This window comes from Bradyrhizobium sp. MOS001, assembly GCF_004634465.1.
Lineage (GTDB): Bacteria > Pseudomonadota > Alphaproteobacteria > Rhizobiales > Xanthobacteraceae > Bradyrhizobium > Bradyrhizobium barranii.
The window spans coordinates 96,088-113,888 of record NZ_SPVJ01000016.1 but is presented as its reverse complement, the minus strand read 5'-3'; the positions used below and the strand labels follow the sequence as shown (position 1 = coordinate 113,888).

Below are 17,801 nucleotides of genomic sequence, written 5' to 3'. Positions count from 1 at the left end.
GCCGTTGCACGCGTCAAAGCCGACCCGCCTCAGAAATCCGTCGACATCGACAATAGCAGGGTTCGCGGTACACCTTGCGACAACGCGGAGAAGCTCGCCACGCCAGCCCAGTAATTGGTATCGAACACGTTCTGCACCAGGGCCCGCAGCGTCACCGGCCGGTTGTTGATCCGCGTGTTGTAGCGGGCACCCAGGTCGAGCCTCGTCCAGGCCGGAACGACCTGCGTGTTCGCCGCATCCAGATACTGGTGTCCCGTATAGATGGTATTGGCGACCAGCGTCAGTCCGGGTGCGAACGGGGTGTCCCATTCGGCGGACAGGTTTGCCTGCACCTGAGGCACACCGATCGGCGTCTTGCCGAGATTGGTTGGCGTGCTTGTCTTTGTCAGCTCTGCATCGATCAACGTCACGCCGCCAAGGACACGTATGCCCGGCTGCAACTCTCCGAATACGGTGAACTCCAGGCCGCGATTGCGCTGTTCGGCGTCGGCCCGGAAGATCTTGTCGACCCCCAATTGTCCCGACGGCTTGATGATCTGGAACACGCTGATCGTGGTGGCCAGCATTCCGAAGTCGACCTTGACGCCTGCCTCGTGCTGCTTGCTGAAGTAAGGCGCAAGAACTTCCCCCTGATTGCTCGCGGTCGTCGGTGCGACGTCGCCCTTGCTGAGCCCTTCGATGTAGTTGGTGTAGAGCGAAACGTTGCTCCAGGGCTTGACGACGAGGCCAACCATCGGCGTGAGCGCCGTCTGGTCATAGGAGGACGTGACCGCTCCCGTGGTGGTATTGAAGTTGTTGGACTTCACCCCCTGCTGGCGCACGCCGACGGTCAGCTGAAGGCGCTCCTGAAAAACCGACAAAGTGTCAGCCAGCGCAAGGCCGGTCAATTCGGTATCCGAAAGCTTCGGAACAGTCGCGGGAGCAGCAACGAGCTGCTCAGGACGGGCGATCGGCGCATAGATGTTGGACAGAACCGGCGTCCCGGACACAGAGCCCCGTGAGATCTGATCCGTGTAGTAGCTGCCCTGGAAACTCACGGCGTGACTGATCGCGCCGGTTTCAAACCGGGCGCGCACACCGGCGTCGGCCACATTCCTGTCGATATCGAATTTGAAGCGTCCCGGTGTCGACGTGGTGTTGCCGGCCGCGTTCAGGATCGTCGGCGTGCCGAACAAGCGATCGACCTGGGTCCTGCCGCCACCGCCGTCGGCGAACACCGTCACGGAATCCGTCACATCGTATTCGGCGCGCGCCAGCAGCGAGTTGTCATGAACCTTGGCCCATTCCCAGGCCTGCGTGACATTGCGCCTCCCGACCGGCGCGGTCGGGACAGCTACGCCTGTTGCGACCAGAAACGGTCTCGTGGGCGCGTCGAACTTTTCTTCCTGATCGATGAAGTCGAGCGATGCTCTGAATTTCTCACCGCGATAATCGAACGCGGCGGCGCCGACATGCGCCTCCCGGTTCTGGTTGTCCAGCGGCGTATCACCATTGTGATAGCTGCCATTGACGCGAATTCCGAATTCGCGGTTCTCGCCGAACCGTCGGCTGACGTCGAGATGCGTGCCGAACTGGCTGTTCGTCGCGTAGTCGGTCGTAACCCGTGTGAGATCGACATCAGAGGCACGCTTCGGGACGATATTGATGGTGCCCCCGACGCTGCTGTTCGGGGCCATCCCGTAAAGCAGCGCGGTCGGGCCCTTGATGATCTCGATCCGTTCGACGTAGTCGGTGAAGACACGGTAGTTCGGCGCAACACCGTAGACACCGTTGAAGGCAATTTCTCCGACATTCCCCTCGCCGATCGGAAAGCCGCGGATGAAGAAGGAGTCGAGAATGCCGCCGGTCTGACCGGTGAAACGGACCGAAGGGTCGTTGCTGACGACGTCGGCTATCGTGCTGGCCTGCTGATCTTTGATCTTCTTCGCCGTGTAACTGGTGATGTTGAACGGCGTGTCCATGAAATCCCTGTTGCCCAGCAAGCCGATCTGGCCTCCGCGGGCGACCTGCCCACCTGGGTAGGAGGGCGGGAGTGCGCCGGGCCTTGCGGCAGCGGGCTTCGCTTCCGCCTGCATCCTGGCCCGCTCATTCGCGGGCGCGCTTTGACGGCCCGCTCTTCGACTTGGGTTCAAACGCGGGCGTGCACGCTGCTTCGGCACGTCGGCAGTGACGGTCACCGCCGGCAAGGCTGTCGCCGTCTCCGGCGCAGCGCTTTGCGCGCTGGTGCGGTGAAGGAAGCCGTCGCCGAACAAGGCGATGGAGACCAGAGAGGCCGCGAAGGCCGTCGGTCTGGAGAACTTCGAATGGGATTTGACGGTAGCGGCAAGAATAGCAGCAGGGCGGCAGGTGGCTCTCGAAGGCATCTCTCAACAGCTTCCGGTTTGACAGGAATAAATACCGGAGCGACGTGCCGCGGCATGAGCCGCCAAGTCAATAAAAACGCCTTTATTTTCAGTAGTTTATAATAAGTCAAAGTCTAAATCGCGCAGAGGTTGAGAGCGCTGTGGGTCACCCACGAAGTGCCGGACCGCACTGTGCGTGACCGCCTGACGCGCGAGTTCGCCATAAGGCGGCAATGCTCGCCGGCGTGCGGAGCTATGATGACCGGTTCAGTGGGGACGGCGGCTGTCAGAATGATCGCGCGCAACACCTCTCCCCGCCGGGAAGAGGCAAGCAAAACCAGATCATGCCGTGGAGATTACTCCGCCGAGGCCTTGGCGTGGCGCTCGGAGGACTCCAGCGCGGCCGCGCTCAGGCTGCGCCGGCGCCAGATGCTGCCGACGACCAGCACGACGACGACGCCGAGAGCGGCGCAGAGATATTCGCCGCCTCCGCCGCCATGGGCGAATTGGGGCGGGATGCGAAGTGCGCCGAGCATGCTGTCCAGCGAGGCACCGAGCGGGCCGTCGAACAGCGTGTGCAGCTTCGGCGCGATGCCGGGATCGGTCGCGATCACCTCGCCCGAGATCCAGCCGAGCAGTGCTGCACCCGCCCAGACCAGGACCGGCAGCTTTGCGAGCAGCGCCATGATCAGGGCCGCACCGGCGACGATCAGCGGCACGCTGATGGCAAGGCCGAGGATCAGCAGCGGCACGCTGCCATTGGCGGCGGCGGCCACCGCAATGACGTTGTCGAGACTCATGACGATGTCGGCGACGACGACGATCTGCACCGCCTGCCACAGATGCGAGGCGGACTCGACGCCCTCCTCGTCCTCGTTCTCCGGCACCAGGAGCTTCGCCGCGATCACGATCAGCGCGAGACCGCCGACGAGCTTGAGATACGGCAGCTCCATCAGGCTCGCGACGATGCCGGTGAAGATGATCCGCAGCAGCACGGCTGCGCCGGCGCCGAAGATCATGCCCCACAGCCGGTGCCGCGGCTTGAGTCCGCGGCAGGCGAGCGCAATCACCAGCGCGTTGTCGCCGGAGAGCAGGATGTTGATCCAGATGATCTTGCCGACCGCAATCCAGAAGGTCGGTTCGGCCATCTCGTTGCGAAACTGGGTGAAGAATGCCCCGATCGTAGCGGGATCGAAGACCTGCCAGAGCCAGTTCACAATACGTCCTTTCGCCCCGTCGATATTAACCTATCGGCTGATCAGCCGACGATCTCGTTGCCCGAGAAGAACTGCGCGATTTCGATCGCGGCGGTCTCCGGCGCATCCGAGCCGTGAGCGGAATTCTCGCCGATCGACTTTGCGTAGAGCTTGCGGATGGTGCCGTCGGCGGCCTTGGACGGATCGGTCGCACCCATCGCGTCGCGGTACTTGGCAATGGCGCCCTCGGCTTCCAGCACCTGGACCACCACGGGGCCCGAGGTCATGAACTCGACGAGCTCGCCGAAGAACGGGCGCGCCTTGTGCACGGCATAGAAGGTCTCGGCCTGTTCCTTGGTCATGCGGATGCGCTTCTGCGCGACGATGCGCAGGCCCGCCTTCTCGATCACGGCGTTGACCGCACCGGTCAGGTTACGCGCGGTCGCATCGGGCTTGATGATCGAGAAAGTGCGTTCGATGGCCATAATCTTGTCCTTGAGAAGAAAGCAGTGGTTCGGAGTTGCCGGGCTTATATCGGCGCCTTTGCCGGACGGCAAGCGACCGCCAAAACCGCCCCCGGACGCTTCGCCGCAGGCTGCCCCGCCGGATCTAGTCATGGATTACCGAGATTTCACCCTGATGAACCCAATCTGAAGGCTCCGTTCAGGGCTTGGTTCAGTTTCGCCGGCGTAAGGTCGGGCCTATCGAAACCGAAAGCCCGATCATGAGGCGGACCGTTTCGGCGGCCTTTCCATCGACGCGATAGCCCCGCGCCGGCAGTCTTTAGGAGATCACCATGTTGAGGAAACTTTCGCTTGCCGCTGTCGCCGCGGTTGCGCTGGGTGCCGCGCTTGCGCCGACCTCCGCCTCCGCTCACTGGCATGGCGGCTGGGGCTGGCACGGCGGCGGCGGTGGCTGGCATCACGGCTGGGGTGGACCGCGCTTCTATGCCGGCGGCCCCGTCTCCTACGGTTATGGCGGCTGCTACGTGCGCCGGCTGGTCCCGACCCCCTGGGGACCCCGCTGGCGGCTGATCAACCGCTGCTACTGAGCCCGTCAGCACCTTCCTGAGGTACCTAGGCCCCCCAGGTACCTTCCAAGCGAAGCCCCGGCGTTCCCCTGCGCCGGGGCTTTGTATTTGGGCGGCTATTGCCCGGCTTCATGCAATTTTTACTAGAGTGCCGGGCAATCTCCGCGAGCCGCGAAACCATTTGGGGGGCCGAGGACTTGGTACCGTGTCATCACTTTGAGAACACGGAACCCCACAATGGCTGGCCTTTTTGCCAATGACAGCGAACAGATCGACCGGCGCACCAGCCGCTCGATTTGCGATGCCGTGGGCGAACGGCTTCAGCAGAGCCTGCGCCCCGAACCACGGCTCCCGACGCATCTCGAACAGCTCCTCGACGAGTTGAAGCAACGCGACCGCGATTCGCACTGACGTGAGGCTCACGCAAAAACGGGTTGCGTTCGACGCGCCTTGCGGTGACAAGGCCGCATGCTTGCTATCACCGACCTCTCCATCCGCCTTGCCGGACGCCTTCTGATTGACCAGAGTTCCGTGCAGATCACGCCCGGCGCGCGCGTCGGCATGGTCGGGCGCAACGGCACCGGCAAGTCGACCCTGTTCAAGGTGATCCGCGGCGAGCTGGCGGCCGAGCACGGCACGGTCACCCTGCCGCCGCGCTGGCGCGTCGGCAGCCTCGCGCAGGAGGCCCCGAACGGCCCCGAAAGCCTGATCTCCGTCGTGCTCAAGGCCGACCTCGAACGCGACGCGCTGCTTCACGAAGCGGAGAGCGCGACCGACCCGCACCGGATCGCCGAGATCCAGACCCGGCTGGTCGACATCGACGCCCATTCGGCGCCGAGTCGTGCGGCCGCGATCCTGTCCGGCCTCGGCTTCTCCGCCACCGACCAGCTCCGCCCCTGTGCCGAATTCTCCGGCGGCTGGCGCATGCGCGTCGCGCTCGCCGCCACGCTGTTCGCCGCCCCTGACCTCCTGCTGCTCGACGAGCCCACCAACTATCTCGACCTCGAAGGCACGCTCTGGCTCGAGGATCACCTTGCGCATTATCCGCGCACGGTGATCGTGATCAGCCATGACCGCGACCTGCTGGAAAGCTCGGTCGACCAGATCCTGCATCTGGAGCGCGGCAAGCTCACGCTCTACAAAGGCACCTATTCCTCCTTCGAGGAGCAACGGGCCATGCGCGAGCTGCTCGATGCCAAAGCGGTCAAGCGCCAGGAAGCCGAACGCGCCCGTCTTCAGGCCTTCGTCGACCGCTTCAAGGCGAAAGCCTCGAAAGCCCGCCAGGCGCAATCTCGTGTAAAAATGCTGGAGCGGCTGAAGCCGATCACGGCGCTGGTCACCCAGGACGTGCGCGAAATCAGCTTTCCCGCGCCGGAGAAAATCCTGTCGCCGCCGATCATCGCCGCCGACAACGTCGTGGTCGGCTACGATCCGAACACGCCCGTGCTTAACCGCGTCACCTTGCGCGTCGACAATGACGACCGCATCGCGCTCCTTGGTTCCAACGGCAACGGCAAGTCGACGCTCGTGAAACTGCTCGCGGGCCGCCTCGCACCGTTCTCGGGCAAGGTGACGCGTGCCGACAAGCTCTCGATTGCCTATTTCGCCCAGCACCAGCTCGACGAATTGAACGAGGATGCCTCGACCTACGACCACGTCCGCAAGCTTATGGGTGAAGCGCCCGAGGCCAAGGTGCGCGCACGCGCCGGCGCCATCGGATTCTCCGGCAAGGCGGCCGATACCAAGGTCGGGAAGTTGTCTGGCGGCGAGAAGGCGCGCTTGCTGCTGGGGCTGGCGACCTTCTTCGGCCCGAACATGATCATCCTGGACGAGCCGACCAACCATCTCGACATCGACAGCCGCGCAGCGCTTGCCGAAGCGATCAACGAATTCCCCGGCGCCGTCATCATGGTTTCGCACGACCGCTATCTGATTGAGTCCTGCGCCGACCAACTCTGGATCGTCGCCGACCGGACCGTGACCAATTACGACGGCGACCTCGACGAGTATCGCCGCCTGGTGCTGTCGGCGCGCAACGGCGAGCCCGCCCCGCGCGAGCGTAGCGCCGCGAGCGAGAAGCCGCAGCGCCCGAGATCGGACAATCGGGGTTCGCTGAAGAAGCGCATCGCGGAAGCCGAGAGCGAGATCGCCCGCGTCAGCGAGATCATCACCAAGATCGACACCGCGCTCGCCCTGCCCGACATCTTCACCAAGGATCCCAAGCAGGCCGCGCAACTGTCGAAGGCCCGCGCCAACGCCGCCGACGCGCTGGCGCGTGCGGAGGAACAGTGGCTGGAGGCGAGCACGCAGTTCGACGAGGCGGCGGGCTAGACTCAAAATCTGAAAAACAACCCCGTGCACAGTACAGGTAATAAATTACCTGCCTACAAGCCGCTGAGCAGTTGGCCCTTTACTTAATCGGCATACTGCCCCGCCGCCTTGATGATCGGCGCCCAGCGGTCGACTTCGCTGGTCAGCATCGCCCCGAGCGCCTCCGGCGTCGCCTTGTCCTGAGGGACCGGCTCGGTGTTGATGTCGTTGAACCGGGCGATCAACGCGGGATCCCTGAGCGCGGCCTGGAGCACCGCCGTCAGCTTCTGAACGACCGCGGGCGGCGTGCCCTTAGGGGCATAGAGGCCATGCCAGACGCCGAGCTCGAACCCCTTGAGGCCGGCCTCGTCGGCGGTCGGCAGATCGGGCAGGCTCTTCAGCCGCTCTTTTGTGGTGACAGCGTAGGCCTTGACCTGCTTGGCCGTGATCGGCCCGGTCGTGTTCGTCGCCTGGTCGCAGGTGAGATCGATCTGCTTGCCGAGCAGATCGTTCATGATCGGCCCATTGCCCTTGTAGGGCACCGTGGTGAGCTGCTTCTGGATCGCCGTCATGAACAGCATGCCGCACAGATGCGATGCCGCACCTAACCCGGCATTGGCGTAAGTCAGCTTGTCGCCCTGCTGCTGGGCGTAGACGACCAGTTCCTTGAGCGTGTCGGCCGGGAAGTCCGGACGCGCGATGATGGTCATCGGCGCATTGGTCACGAGCCCGATCGGCGCAAAGGCCGTCTTCGTGTCGTAGCTCAGGTTGCGATACAGCGTGGCCGCGGTCGAAATGCCGACATGATGGACCAGCAGCGTGTAGCCGTCCGGCTGGGCGCGCGCGGCGCGCGTCGTGCCGATCGTGCCGCCGGCGCCCGTCGCGTTCTCGACGATGATCTGCTGCCCGAGGGATTTCGCCATGCTTGCTGCGGTCAGACGCGCGATGGTGTCCGTCGGTCCACCCGCGGCGTACGGCACCAGCACGGTGATGGGCCTGGACGGATAGTCCTGGGCGACCGCCGCGCCGAGCGACAGAAGCAGAGCCGACACGATCGTGATGAAACGCATGTTCCCTCCAAGGTTCTTTCTCGCGCCATAAAAGCGCATCCCCGGCCGCACGGCCATCAGGAAAGCGACCTCTGCAAAAGTGTCGCAATCACGATGATCCGCGCCGAGAATGGCGACGTCGCCGGCGAGACGAATGGTGGGCAGGCGTGATACAGCTCCGCTGGAGCAAAATGGGATCTACCGCTCCCGCATGATCTCCTGTCGGTAGCGCTGAAGCGGAGACAACAGGTAGCTCAAAATGGTGCGCGAGCCGGTCCTGATCTCCACTGTCACGGCCATTCCCGGTGACAGGCTGACGAGGCGATCGTCCACCTGCATTTGCGTGCGATCGAGCGAGATGCGTGCGCTGTAGCTCAACTCCTGGCCGTTGGGCTCGCTGCTGTCGCGCTGCGTCCCGAGCGCGCGGTCGCTTCCCGGCGGACGGTCGCGGATGATGGCGTCCTGCGAGACGCTCAGCACCCGTCCCTCCAGCAGGCCGTAGCGGGTGAAGTTGAAGGTGTCGATCTTGACGGCGGCGTCCTGCCCGGCCTCGACGAAGCCGATGTCGCGGTTGGAGATCATCGCCTCGACCTCGAGCCGCGTATCCGATGGCACGATCACCAGCAGCGATTGCGCGGGCGTGACCACGCCGCCCACGGTGTGGACCGCAAGCTGCTGCACGACGCCGTCGACCGGCGAGGTCAGCTGCTGCAGCCGGGTCCGCTGCTGCGCCTTGATCAGATCGCGCGCGACGCCATTGGCTTTCTGCTCGCTCTTGGCGAGTTCGTCGGACAGGCTCTTGCGATACTCAGCCACGGCCTGGGTGCGGGTCTCCCGGATCGCGGCGACGGCCGCCTCGGCTTCCTTCAGATGGCTGCTCTGGACGCGAAGCTCCTCCTGCTGCTCGATCAGAAGCTGAAGGGTCTCGTAATAGGTCAGCTTCGAGCCGATTTCCTTCTCCATCAGAATCTTGCGGATATCGACGCGCTGCTGGGTGACCGGGAGCAACGCATCCAGCTTGTGGATCGTCGCCGCAATGGTCTGATGCTCGGCCTCCTTCTGCGCCTGCTGGCGCGCAAGCGACGCCAATTTGGCGCGATGCTCGCTGACCTGATTGGCAAGAAGCTGCCGCTGTGTCGCGACCAGCGAGGGATCGGCATCCGCGGGCGGGACGAGATCGGTGGAGGCATCTTCGCCGCTTGCCAATGCGGCGCGGAGACGCGCCATATTGAGCCGTTCGGCCATGAGATCGTCGTGCAGGTGATCGCGCTCCGCGGCATTCACGGTCGGATCGAGCTCGATCAGCACGTCGCCCGATTTGACCGCTTGCCCGTCCTGCACGTGGATGGCGCGCACCACCCCGGTCTCGAACGGCTGGACCACCTTGCTTCGCCCGCTCGACACCACCTTCCCGGTAGCGGACGCCACGATGTCGATCGTGCCCCATGCCGACCACGCGAGTGCCGCGCAGACAAGGAGCATCAGGGCCATCGCGATGGCCCGGCCGATCGGTGACGGTGGCGCCTCAGCAATCTCCAGCGCCGCAGGCAGGAAGGCGATCTCTTCAGTGCGCCGCGCCTTTGCTTTCCGGAAGGGAACGACGGTCTGCTCCGGCCGCGGGGCCGGCACCGCGCTAGCCGACCTCATAGATCCCTCCCTGGAGACGATGCAGGGCCGCGTATCGGCCACCGGTCTTGATCAACGCGTCATGCGTGCCGTCCTCGACCAGACGGCCGCGCTCCAGCGTGAAGATGCGATCGGCGCCGCGAACGGTGGACAGCCGATGCGCGATGATCAGAACGGTGCGGCCCCTCGCGATCTCCTTCATGTTCTCATGGATGATCCGCTCGCTTTCATAGTCGAGCGCGCTGGTCGCTTCATCGAAGATCAGGATGCGGGGATTGGTCACCAATGCGCGGGCGATCGCGATGCGCTGGCGCTGCCCGCCCGAGAGCGTCGAGCCGCGCTCGCCGACGACAGTGTCGTAGCCTTCGGGAAGCTCCAGAATGAAATCATGCGCGCCCGCAAGTTTTGCTGCGTCCATGACGCGGTCCATCGGCAGGGTCGGATCGGCCAGCGCGATGTTGTCGCGCACCGAGCGGTTGAACAGCATGTTGTCCTGGAGCACCACGCCGATCTGGCGTCGGAGCCAGGCCGGATCGGTCATCACCAGATCCATTCCGTCGATCAGCACGCGGCCGCCTTGCGGAACGTAGAGCCGCTGCACCAGCTTGGCGAACGTGCTCTTGCCCGAGCCCGACGATCCGACGATGCCGACGGTTTGCCCGGCCGGAACATCGAACGAGACGTCATGCAGGATTTCCGGCCCATCGAGCCGGTAGCGGAACGACACGTGCTCGAACCGGATATCGCCCCGGATCGGCGGCAGCCCGGCGCGCGCGGCCGAATAAGCCGGCTCTGCCGCGCTGTTGAGGATGTCGCCAAGCCGCGCGATCGAGAGCCGCGCCTGGTGAAAATCCTGCCAGACCTGGGCCAGCCGCAGCACGGGCGCCGAAACGCGCCCCGCAAAAATGTTGAAGGCCACGAGCTCGCCGACGGTCAATGCGTCGCCGATCACGAGACGCGCGCCGACATAGAGAATGGCGGCGGTCACGACCTTGCTGACGAACTGGACGAGCTGGCTTGCGGTGTTGCCGAGGCTGGTGACGCCGAAACTCGCCGAGACGTAGCCGGCGAGCTGCTCTTCCCAGCGGCGCTGCATCTGCGGCTCGACCGCCATCGCCTTGAGCGTCTCGATGCCGCTGACGCTTTCGACGAGGAAGGCCTGGTTCTCGGCGCCACGGCGGAATTTCTCGTCCAGCCTGCGGCGGAACAGCGGCGTCGCCACCGCCGAGATCGCGATGTAGAACGGGAACGATCCGAGTACGATGCAGGTCATGACAGGCGAATAGGCGAACATCACCGCCAGGAATACCGAGGTGAAGAACAGGTCGATGAGCAGCGTCAGCGACGATGAGGTGATGAAGTTGCGGATGTTCTCGAGTTCGCGAACCCGCGCCACGGAATCACCGACGCGCCGCGCCTGAAACCAGGCCATCGGCAATGCCAGAAGGTGGTGGAACAGCCGCGCCCCCAGCTCCACGTCGATGCGGTTGGTCGTATGCGCAAACAGATAATTGCGCAGGATACCCAGCACCGTGTCGAACAGCGAGACGACGACGAGACCGATGACGAGCACGTCGAGCGTGGACAGCGAGCGGTGGACCAGCACCTTGTCGATCACGACCTGGAAGAACAGCGGCGAGACCAACGCAAAGAGCTGGAGGAAGAACGAGGCGGCCAGCACCTCGCCGAACAGCCGCCGGTACTTGCCGATCGCGCCGATGAACCAGGTGATGTCGAAATGGCGCCCGAGGTCGGAGAGCCCGGCGCGCCGGGCCATCAGAATCAATCCGCCGTCCCAGATCGCGCACAGCTCGTCGCGCTCCATCAGCACCGGGCGCTGGGCTTGCGGCGATTGCACCAGCACCTTGTCGGCGGAGGCTTTCGCGATGACCATGAAGCTGCCGTCGCGCAGTATCGCGATCGCCGGCAGCGGGCTGCCCGAAAGACGACTCCACTGCGTTCGATAGGTTCGTGCCTTGAGGCCGAGAGACTTGGCGCAGCGGATGATCTCCGCTGCGCCAAAGATGGCCGTTCCGGTCCGGTGCCTGAGCTGGTCGCGGTCGGCCGCAACACCCTGCAAATGCAGCAGGGTGAGCAGCGCGTCCAACCCCGTATCGGTCGAGACCGCGTTCGTGGTCATGGGCGTTCTCCGGGCCGGAGTTAAGCGTCAGGCGTGCTGCGGCGGTGCGAGGGTCTGGCTCTGTGCCGCGTGCGGATCGGGCAATGGCATCTCGCCGTGACCGTCACCTGCCGGAACGAGGTTTGCCGCCATGGCCTGGTTGAGCAGCATCGCGGCCGCCATCGCCCCGCCCCCGTTGATGACGACGTTGTTGCCGGGGCCACCGTCGAGGACGTCCTGTCCGCCGCCACCGATCAGCACGTCGTCACCCGCACCGCCCGCGAGCGTGTCGTTGCCGGGGCTGCCGATCAGGACGTCATCGCCATTTCCGCCATTGGCGACGAGCTGGATGCCGCCGTGCAGACCGGAGGCCGTGATGACGTCGTCGCCATCGAGCCCATTGATCACGATCCTGTCGCCCGTGCCGGCATCGGTGATGTTGATGTCCTGGCCAAGCCCCGACACCGTAATGATGCCGTCGTGCTCGGTCACCGTGATGACGTCGCTGCCGCTGGTTCCGTTGATCGTCACCGTATCAGCGGCGCCGTCATTGGCGCCGAGGTCGAGGTTGACCTGATTCACGCCGGTCCCGGAGAGGTCGCCGACCGTGATGTTGTCGGCACCACCGAGGGCGTTGAAGTTGATATGCTCGACGCCGTTGAGGTCCATCGCAATGGCAGCAACATCGCGGGTGAACAGCACCCGGCCGCCATTGGCCGAGATGTTGATGTTCTCGTTGATGTTGGCGCCGTTGAACAGCAGCGTATCGGTGCCCTTGCCGCCTTCGACAATGTCGCTGCCGTCGCCGGGATTCCAGACGAAGGTATCATCGCCGGCACCGAGATTGGCAACGTCGTTGCCACGGCCGCCGTTCACGATGTCATTGCCGGCACTGCCGGTGATGGTGTCGTTGCCGTCACCGCCGTTGATGTTGAGGCTGAACGGCTGCCCCGCCTTGATGGACGAGGCATTGATGACGTCGTTACCGCCTCCGCCGTTGACGGTCAGGACGTCACCGGCATCGGCGTGAGCGATGGTCACCTGCGCCGCAAGGCCGTTGACAACGATCGATCCGCCAGAGGTCGTGACCGAGATGTTGTCATCGCCTGCGGCACCGTTCACGGTCACACGATCTGCCGCACCGTCACCACTCTGGCTGCCGGGGCCGGCACTGAGGTCGATCGCCACCTGCGTGACGCCGGTGCCGGAGAGATCGTTGACGGTGATGTTGTCGGCGCCGCCGGCGGCAGCGATCTGCACATGCTCGACGCCGTTGAGATCCATCGTGATGGCGCCGACGTCGCGGGTGAGAAGCGCGCGGCCGCCATTCGCCGAGATCGACATGTTCTCGGCGACGTTGGAGCCGTTGAACACCAGCGTATCCGTTCCCGCGCCACCTTCGACGGTGTCGCTACCATCACCGGGATTCCACGTGAAGAGGTCGTCGCCTGCGCCGAGAAGAGCGACGTCGTTGCCGCGGCCACCGGTGACCTTGTCGTTTCCGTCACCGCCGATCAGGGTGTCGGCACCCTGACTGCCGGTGATGGTATCGTTGCCCGCGCCGCTGTCGATGGTCAGCCCAATCGCCGCAGCAAGTAGCGATGCATCGATGACGTCGTTGCCGCCGAGCGCCTGGATCACCAGCCGGTCGTTGGCAGCCTCTGCATTCGCGATCGTCACGACTTCAGGCAGGCCCGTCACCGTCACGGTCGTCCCGTCGGACGTGACCTCGATGTGCTGGCCAGCGTTGGTGCCGTTGACGGTCACCGTGTCGGCCGCGCCGTCGCCTTGCGTGCCGCCGGGAACGGCTCCGAGATCGACCAGCACCTGTTTGACCCCGGTCCCGGAGAGATCGCCGACGGTGATGTTGTCGGCGCCGCCGCGTGCATCGAATTCGATCTGCTCGATGCTGTTGAGGTCCATCGTGATGTTGGCGACGTCGCGGGTGAAGCGCACCCTGCCGCCGTTAGCCGAGATATCGATCTTCTCGTTGACGTTGGCGCCGTTGAACAGCAGCTTGTCGTTGCCCGATCCGCCTTCGACCGTGTCGCTGCCGTCGCCGGGATTCCAGATGAAGGTGTCGTCGCCCGTCCCTAGTTGCGCGACGTCGTTGCCGCGTCCGCCATTGACGATGTCATCGCCGCTGCCACCGATCAGGAGGTCGTTGCCGTCGCCGCCGGTGATCCTGTCATTGCCGGCGCCGCCATCAAGCGTCAGCGAGATCAGGCTGGCAAGTCCATTGCTTGCGGTGATGACGTCGTCGCCGCCGCCGGCGTGCAGCACAAGATTCTCCGTCGTGCCGATGTCGAGCAAAAATGGCGCCGCGCCCGTCCCGTCGAATCGCACGCGCGTGCCGTTCGCCGTGATCGTGAACGTCTCCGGGTCATTGCTTCCGTTGACCTGCGCGGTGTCGTTGCCGTCACCGCCCTCGAACAGGTTGGTGCCGCCCCCCGGATTCCAGATCATGAGGTCGTTGCCCGCTTCGCCGAACAACTGGTTGTCGCCGCTGCCGCCGTCCAGCGTGTCGTTCCCCGCGCCGCCGAACAGCAGATCGTTGCCGCCGCCGCCCTTGATCGTGTCGTCGCCGGCCTGCCCAAACAGCAAATCGGCACCCGAGCCGCCCGTGATCCTGTCATTGCCGTCGCCGCCGAAAATGTGCACCGCGGGCATCGGGCCGTTGGATTCGTTAACGGTGATCGTGTCGTCGCCGCCCTGACCGAAGATGTCGATCTCATTGGTGTTGGCCACAGTGGGATCGCCACCGATCGTCTTCACCTGCCCGTTATTGATGAGAATGCGGCCCGACTTGTCGCGGCTGATCACGACGCCGTTATTGGCGCTGTCGCCGAAAATGGTGAGCTGGCCCGTAACCGGGGAGAAAACAGAGGTAGTAGACATTCAAATATTCCTTCGATCGATCTAGCCCCTCCCCTCGATGCGTAGCAGTGGTGCGGATGTCTTGCTTGAAGCACTGCTTTAGACGCGCGTGATTATTCTGGAGATTTCCTCCAGTTTTCCTCCGGGCTGGTTTCGACAGCGGATGCAAACGCTCTCACATCACGAATTGCCGATCACGTATAACGGCAGCGTGACTTTCGAAGGCGCGCGCGAATCCCACCAACGCATTGATGCGCGCGCAGAAGCCACAGCTCGAAGCGACGACGCATTCGTTTTGATGAGATGGCGAATTCGATCAGTGCTCTCGTGCGCCGGACACAGCGCAGCACGATAGTGGTGCGCTGCTGAGCCGGGGCTCATGATCGAGAAAGACTGGATCGAGAGAGACTTGATCGAGAGAGACTTGATCGAGAGAGACCTGGTCCCGGCTCTGCGCAGCAGCCCATAGCGCGTCGAAGACGCGCGTGGACGCGCTGATGGCGCTGCAGCGCGTCCGGGACGCGAGAGTTCGCCTTACGCCGACTTCTTCTTCGGCTTCGGCTTGGTCGCCTTCGGCATGACAGGCGCTTCCGGCGTACCCTCGATCGAGGACAGACGGCCGGACGTGAAGGTGTAGATGCCCGCGCGCGGACCTGTGCTCCAGGTCACCACGGCAACGCGCCGGCCGGCGGCATCACTGGAGAGATTGACGGTCGAGGGCGCCCCGATGCCGCGCACCACGTCGCATTCGGTGTGACCGAGCGCGACCGTGCCGCCCATGGGCGCCGGCGCCGTCGTCGAAGCATTGGCGTCAGCCGGCCCGGGGGGCGGCGTCATGCCGGGACAGGCGCCGTCGGCGCTGACCAGATCCTCGGCCGTCACGGGCTTGTCGGGGGTCAACGGCGGCGATTCGATTGAGATGCTCTTGATGAACAGGCGGCTCGGCGTGTTGAACCACTGGGCATCCTTGGACAACAGGTCGGTCCCCGAGCAGCCCGCGAGCAGCGGTGCTACGGCAGCCAACGCAACTATGAGCGAGCTGGGAAGCTTTTGATGTCGCACGATAAATTAAATTCCCCGCATGAAGGACCGGCCCTAAGCGATTGTCCCAACATCACTTTGCGGCACGAAGGTGACAAAATCCAGCATCGCCCGAAAAGTGCAAATTATCATTAATTGCGAACGACCGCTAATTCCGGCGCTGCCAACGGCCCCGTTCGTCGGCCTGCCAATAGGTGACATCAAATCCCCGCGCCTTGCAATCCGTCCAGGCGCTCCGGGCAAACGCCAGCGCGTCAGGATCGTCGCCGTTGAACAGCAGCACCATGCGCTCATAGCCCTGCGCGTCCTGCGGCAGCGCGGCGTTGTCGACCAGAAAGCGGACATTGGCGCCGTTGGGATTGTCCTCCTCGATCGCCAGCACGATCGGCTGATCGGCGGCATCGTTCACGCGCCATGTCGCGTGCGGCAGGAAGGAATCGTCGCGATAGGTCCATAGATACGCGTCGAGCGCGTCGGCGCGCTCCGGCGAGGTCGACTGCACCACGACGCGCCAGCCGCGCTCGAGCGATTTCTCGAGAAGCGGCGGCAACACGTTCTCCACCGTCATGTTTTGCAGATGGTAGAAAAGGACTTCGGTCATCTCAGATCATTTGCGCTCGTAGTGGTCGGCGACCAGACGGTCGAGCAAACGCACACCGTAGCCGCTTCCCCAACTCTGGTTGATATCGGTCTTCGGCGCGCCCATCGCGGTGCCGGCGATGTCGAGATGCGCCCAGGGCGTGCCGTCGACGAAGCGCTGGAGGAACTGCGCCGCGGTGATCGAGCCGCCATGGCGGCCGCCGGTGTTCTTCATGTCGGCGAACTGGGAATCGATCAGCTTGTCGTATTCGGGGCCAAGCGGCATGCGCCAGACCTTCTCCCCGCTCTCGATGCCGGCCGCGAGCAGACGGTCGGCGAGCTCGTCATTGTTGGAGAACATGCCGGCATGCTCGGTGCCGAGCGCGACCATGATCGCGCCGGTCAGCGTCGCCAGATCCACCATGAATTTCGGCTTGGTCTTTTTGGCCAAGTACCAGAGCACGTCGGCGAGCACGAGGCGGCCTTCGGCGTCGGTGTTGATGATCTCGATGGTCTGGCCCGACATCGAGGTGACGATGTCGCCCGGCCGCTGCGCATTGCCGTCGGGCATGTTCTCGACGAGGCCGATAGCGCCGACGACGTTGGCCTTGGCCTTGCGCGCGGCGAGCGCGTGCATCAGGCCGACGACGCAGGCGGCACCGCCCATGTCGCCCTTCATGTCCTCCATGCTGCCGGCCGGCTTGATCGAAATGCCGCCGGTGTCGAAGCAAACGCCCTTGCCGACAAAGGCGACCGGTGCCTCGCCCTTCTTGCCGCCGTCCCAGCGCATGATCACGGTGCGGCTCGGCCGCGACGAGCCCTGGCCGACACCGAGCAGCGCGCCCATGCCGAGCTTGTCCATCGCCTTGACGTCGAGCACCTCGACCTTGACGCCGAGCTTGCGGAGCAGCCCCGCGCGGCGCGCGAACTCCTCGGGGAAAAGCACGTTCGGCGGCTCGTTGACGAGGTCGCGCGCGATGATCACGCCGTCGACGACATGGCCGGCCGAGGCAAACGCCTTCTTCGCCGCGGTGGCATCGCCGACCGCAAGCGAGACGTCGGCGCGCAAGCCGCCCTCCTCGCCGTCTTTCTTTTTCGTCTTGTAGCGATCGAACTTGTAGGCGCGCAGCCGCAGGCCCGAGGCGATCGCAACCGCGTGCTCGCTGGTCATGGCGCCATCAGGAAGTTCCGCGATGATGGTCATGGCAGCGGCCGCGGCCGAAAGCTTGCTCGCCGCCACGCCGCCGAATTTGAGGAAGTCGTTCGCCTTCAGGCTCGCCGCCTTGCCGGCGCCGATCACGACCAGACGGGAGGCCTTCAGCCCCTCCGGTGCCAGGACGTCCAGCGCGGCGCCGCTTTTGCCCTTGAAGCCGGCGGCGGAGGCCGCCCGCTTGACCAGCTCAGTGGCGCCGCCGAGTGCCTTGGCCGTCGCCGGACCGAGCTTCAGAGTGTCGTCGCAGAACACGACCAGAATGCCACGGGCGGCAGCAGACAGCGGGACAAAGCCGACCTTGATGGCATCGGACATGGGTAACTCCTTCAAAACATCGGGCTTTTCGTCGCTGGGCGGACCCGGCCACGGGCCGGAGCTGAACGACGATTCACTGGACTTTCCCCACTATGGGCCACTGG

General features: G+C 64.4%; 13 protein-coding genes. 3 read left to right on the top strand and 10 right to left on the bottom strand.

Translation table 11 applies throughout. The features are described from left to right. Positions 1-29: 29 nt before the first annotated feature. The 3 genes from CT676_RS21240 to ndk form a co-directional block, all read right to left on the bottom strand. On the bottom strand, positions 30-2,075 hold the full coding sequence (locus CT676_RS21240; protein WP_135215299.1) for a TonB-dependent receptor: 2,046 nt from the start codon (positions 2,073-2,075) through the stop codon (positions 30-32). Positions 2,076-2,698: 623 nt separating this feature from the next. After that, positions 2,699-3,559, bottom strand: coding sequence for a TerC family protein (locus CT676_RS21235; protein ID WP_135215298.1), 861 nt, complete (start codon positions 3,557-3,559; stop codon positions 2,699-2,701). 41 nt (positions 3,560-3,600) lie between these two features. Then, a complete protein-coding gene (ndk, locus tag CT676_RS21230) occupies positions 3,601-4,023 on the bottom strand; it encodes a nucleoside-diphosphate kinase (protein WP_027535388.1) in 423 nt (140 codons plus the stop codon). 311 nt (positions 4,024-4,334) lie between these two features. Between ndk and CT676_RS21225 the strand changes: the two genes are divergently transcribed. The 3 genes from CT676_RS21225 (at position 4,335) to CT676_RS21220 (ending at position 6,899) form a co-directional block, all read left to right on the top strand. Next, positions 4,335-4,589 (top strand): hypothetical protein, encoded by a 255-nt coding sequence (locus CT676_RS21225; protein WP_014495771.1) that lies wholly within the window; start codon positions 4,335-4,337, stop codon positions 4,587-4,589. Positions 4,590-4,805: 216 nt separating this feature from the next. After that, on the top strand, positions 4,806-4,979 hold the full coding sequence (locus CT676_RS44135) for a hypothetical protein (RefSeq protein ID WP_166096073.1): 174 nt from the start codon (positions 4,806-4,808) through the stop codon (positions 4,977-4,979). 57 nt (positions 4,980-5,036) lie between these two features. Continuing rightward, entirely contained in the window at positions 5,037-6,899 is a 1,863-nt protein-coding gene (locus CT676_RS21220; protein WP_085402870.1) for an ABC-F family ATP-binding cassette domain-containing protein, read from the top strand. 83 nt (positions 6,900-6,982) lie between these two features. Here CT676_RS21220 and CT676_RS21215 read toward each other — a convergent pair whose 3' ends face one another. From CT676_RS21215 to CT676_RS21185, 7 genes are all read right to left on the bottom strand, one after another. Beyond that, positions 6,983-7,948: a tripartite tricarboxylate transporter substrate-binding protein gene (locus CT676_RS21215; RefSeq protein WP_063986418.1), complete on the bottom strand. Its 966-nt coding sequence runs from the start codon at positions 7,946-7,948 to the stop codon at positions 6,983-6,985. 177 nt (positions 7,949-8,125) lie between these two features. Then, positions 8,126-9,574 carry an HlyD family type I secretion periplasmic adaptor subunit gene (locus tag CT676_RS21210; RefSeq protein ID WP_135215297.1) on the bottom strand — a complete coding sequence of 483 codons (1,449 nt, stop codon included), beginning with the start codon at positions 9,572-9,574 and terminating at the stop codon, positions 8,126-8,128. Further along, complete coding sequence (locus CT676_RS21205) at positions 9,561-11,693, bottom strand: type I secretion system permease/ATPase (protein ID WP_135215296.1); 2,133 nt, start codon at positions 11,691-11,693, stop codon at positions 9,561-9,563. Before CT676_RS21205 ends, CT676_RS21210 begins: the two co-directional genes overlap by 14 nt. A 27-nt stretch (positions 11,694-11,720) precedes the next feature. Beyond that, positions 11,721-14,570 (bottom strand): calcium-binding protein, encoded by a 2,850-nt coding sequence (locus CT676_RS21200; RefSeq protein WP_135215295.1) that lies wholly within the window; start codon positions 14,568-14,570, stop codon positions 11,721-11,723. Positions 14,571-15,083: 513 nt separating this feature from the next. Beyond that, positions 15,084-15,572 (bottom strand): hypothetical protein, encoded by a 489-nt coding sequence (locus CT676_RS21195; protein ID WP_028147753.1) that lies wholly within the window; start codon positions 15,570-15,572, stop codon positions 15,084-15,086. A gap of 166 nt (positions 15,573-15,738) precedes the next feature. Beyond that, on the bottom strand, positions 15,739-16,191 hold the full coding sequence (locus CT676_RS21190) for a DNA polymerase III subunit chi (RefSeq protein ID WP_135215294.1): 453 nt from the start codon (positions 16,189-16,191) through the stop codon (positions 15,739-15,741). Between the two features lie 6 nt (positions 16,192-16,197). Beyond that, a complete protein-coding gene (locus CT676_RS21185) occupies positions 16,198-17,697 on the bottom strand; it encodes a leucyl aminopeptidase (RefSeq protein WP_135215293.1) in 1,500 nt (499 codons plus the stop codon). Between the last annotated feature and the right edge of the window lie 104 nt (positions 17,698-17,801).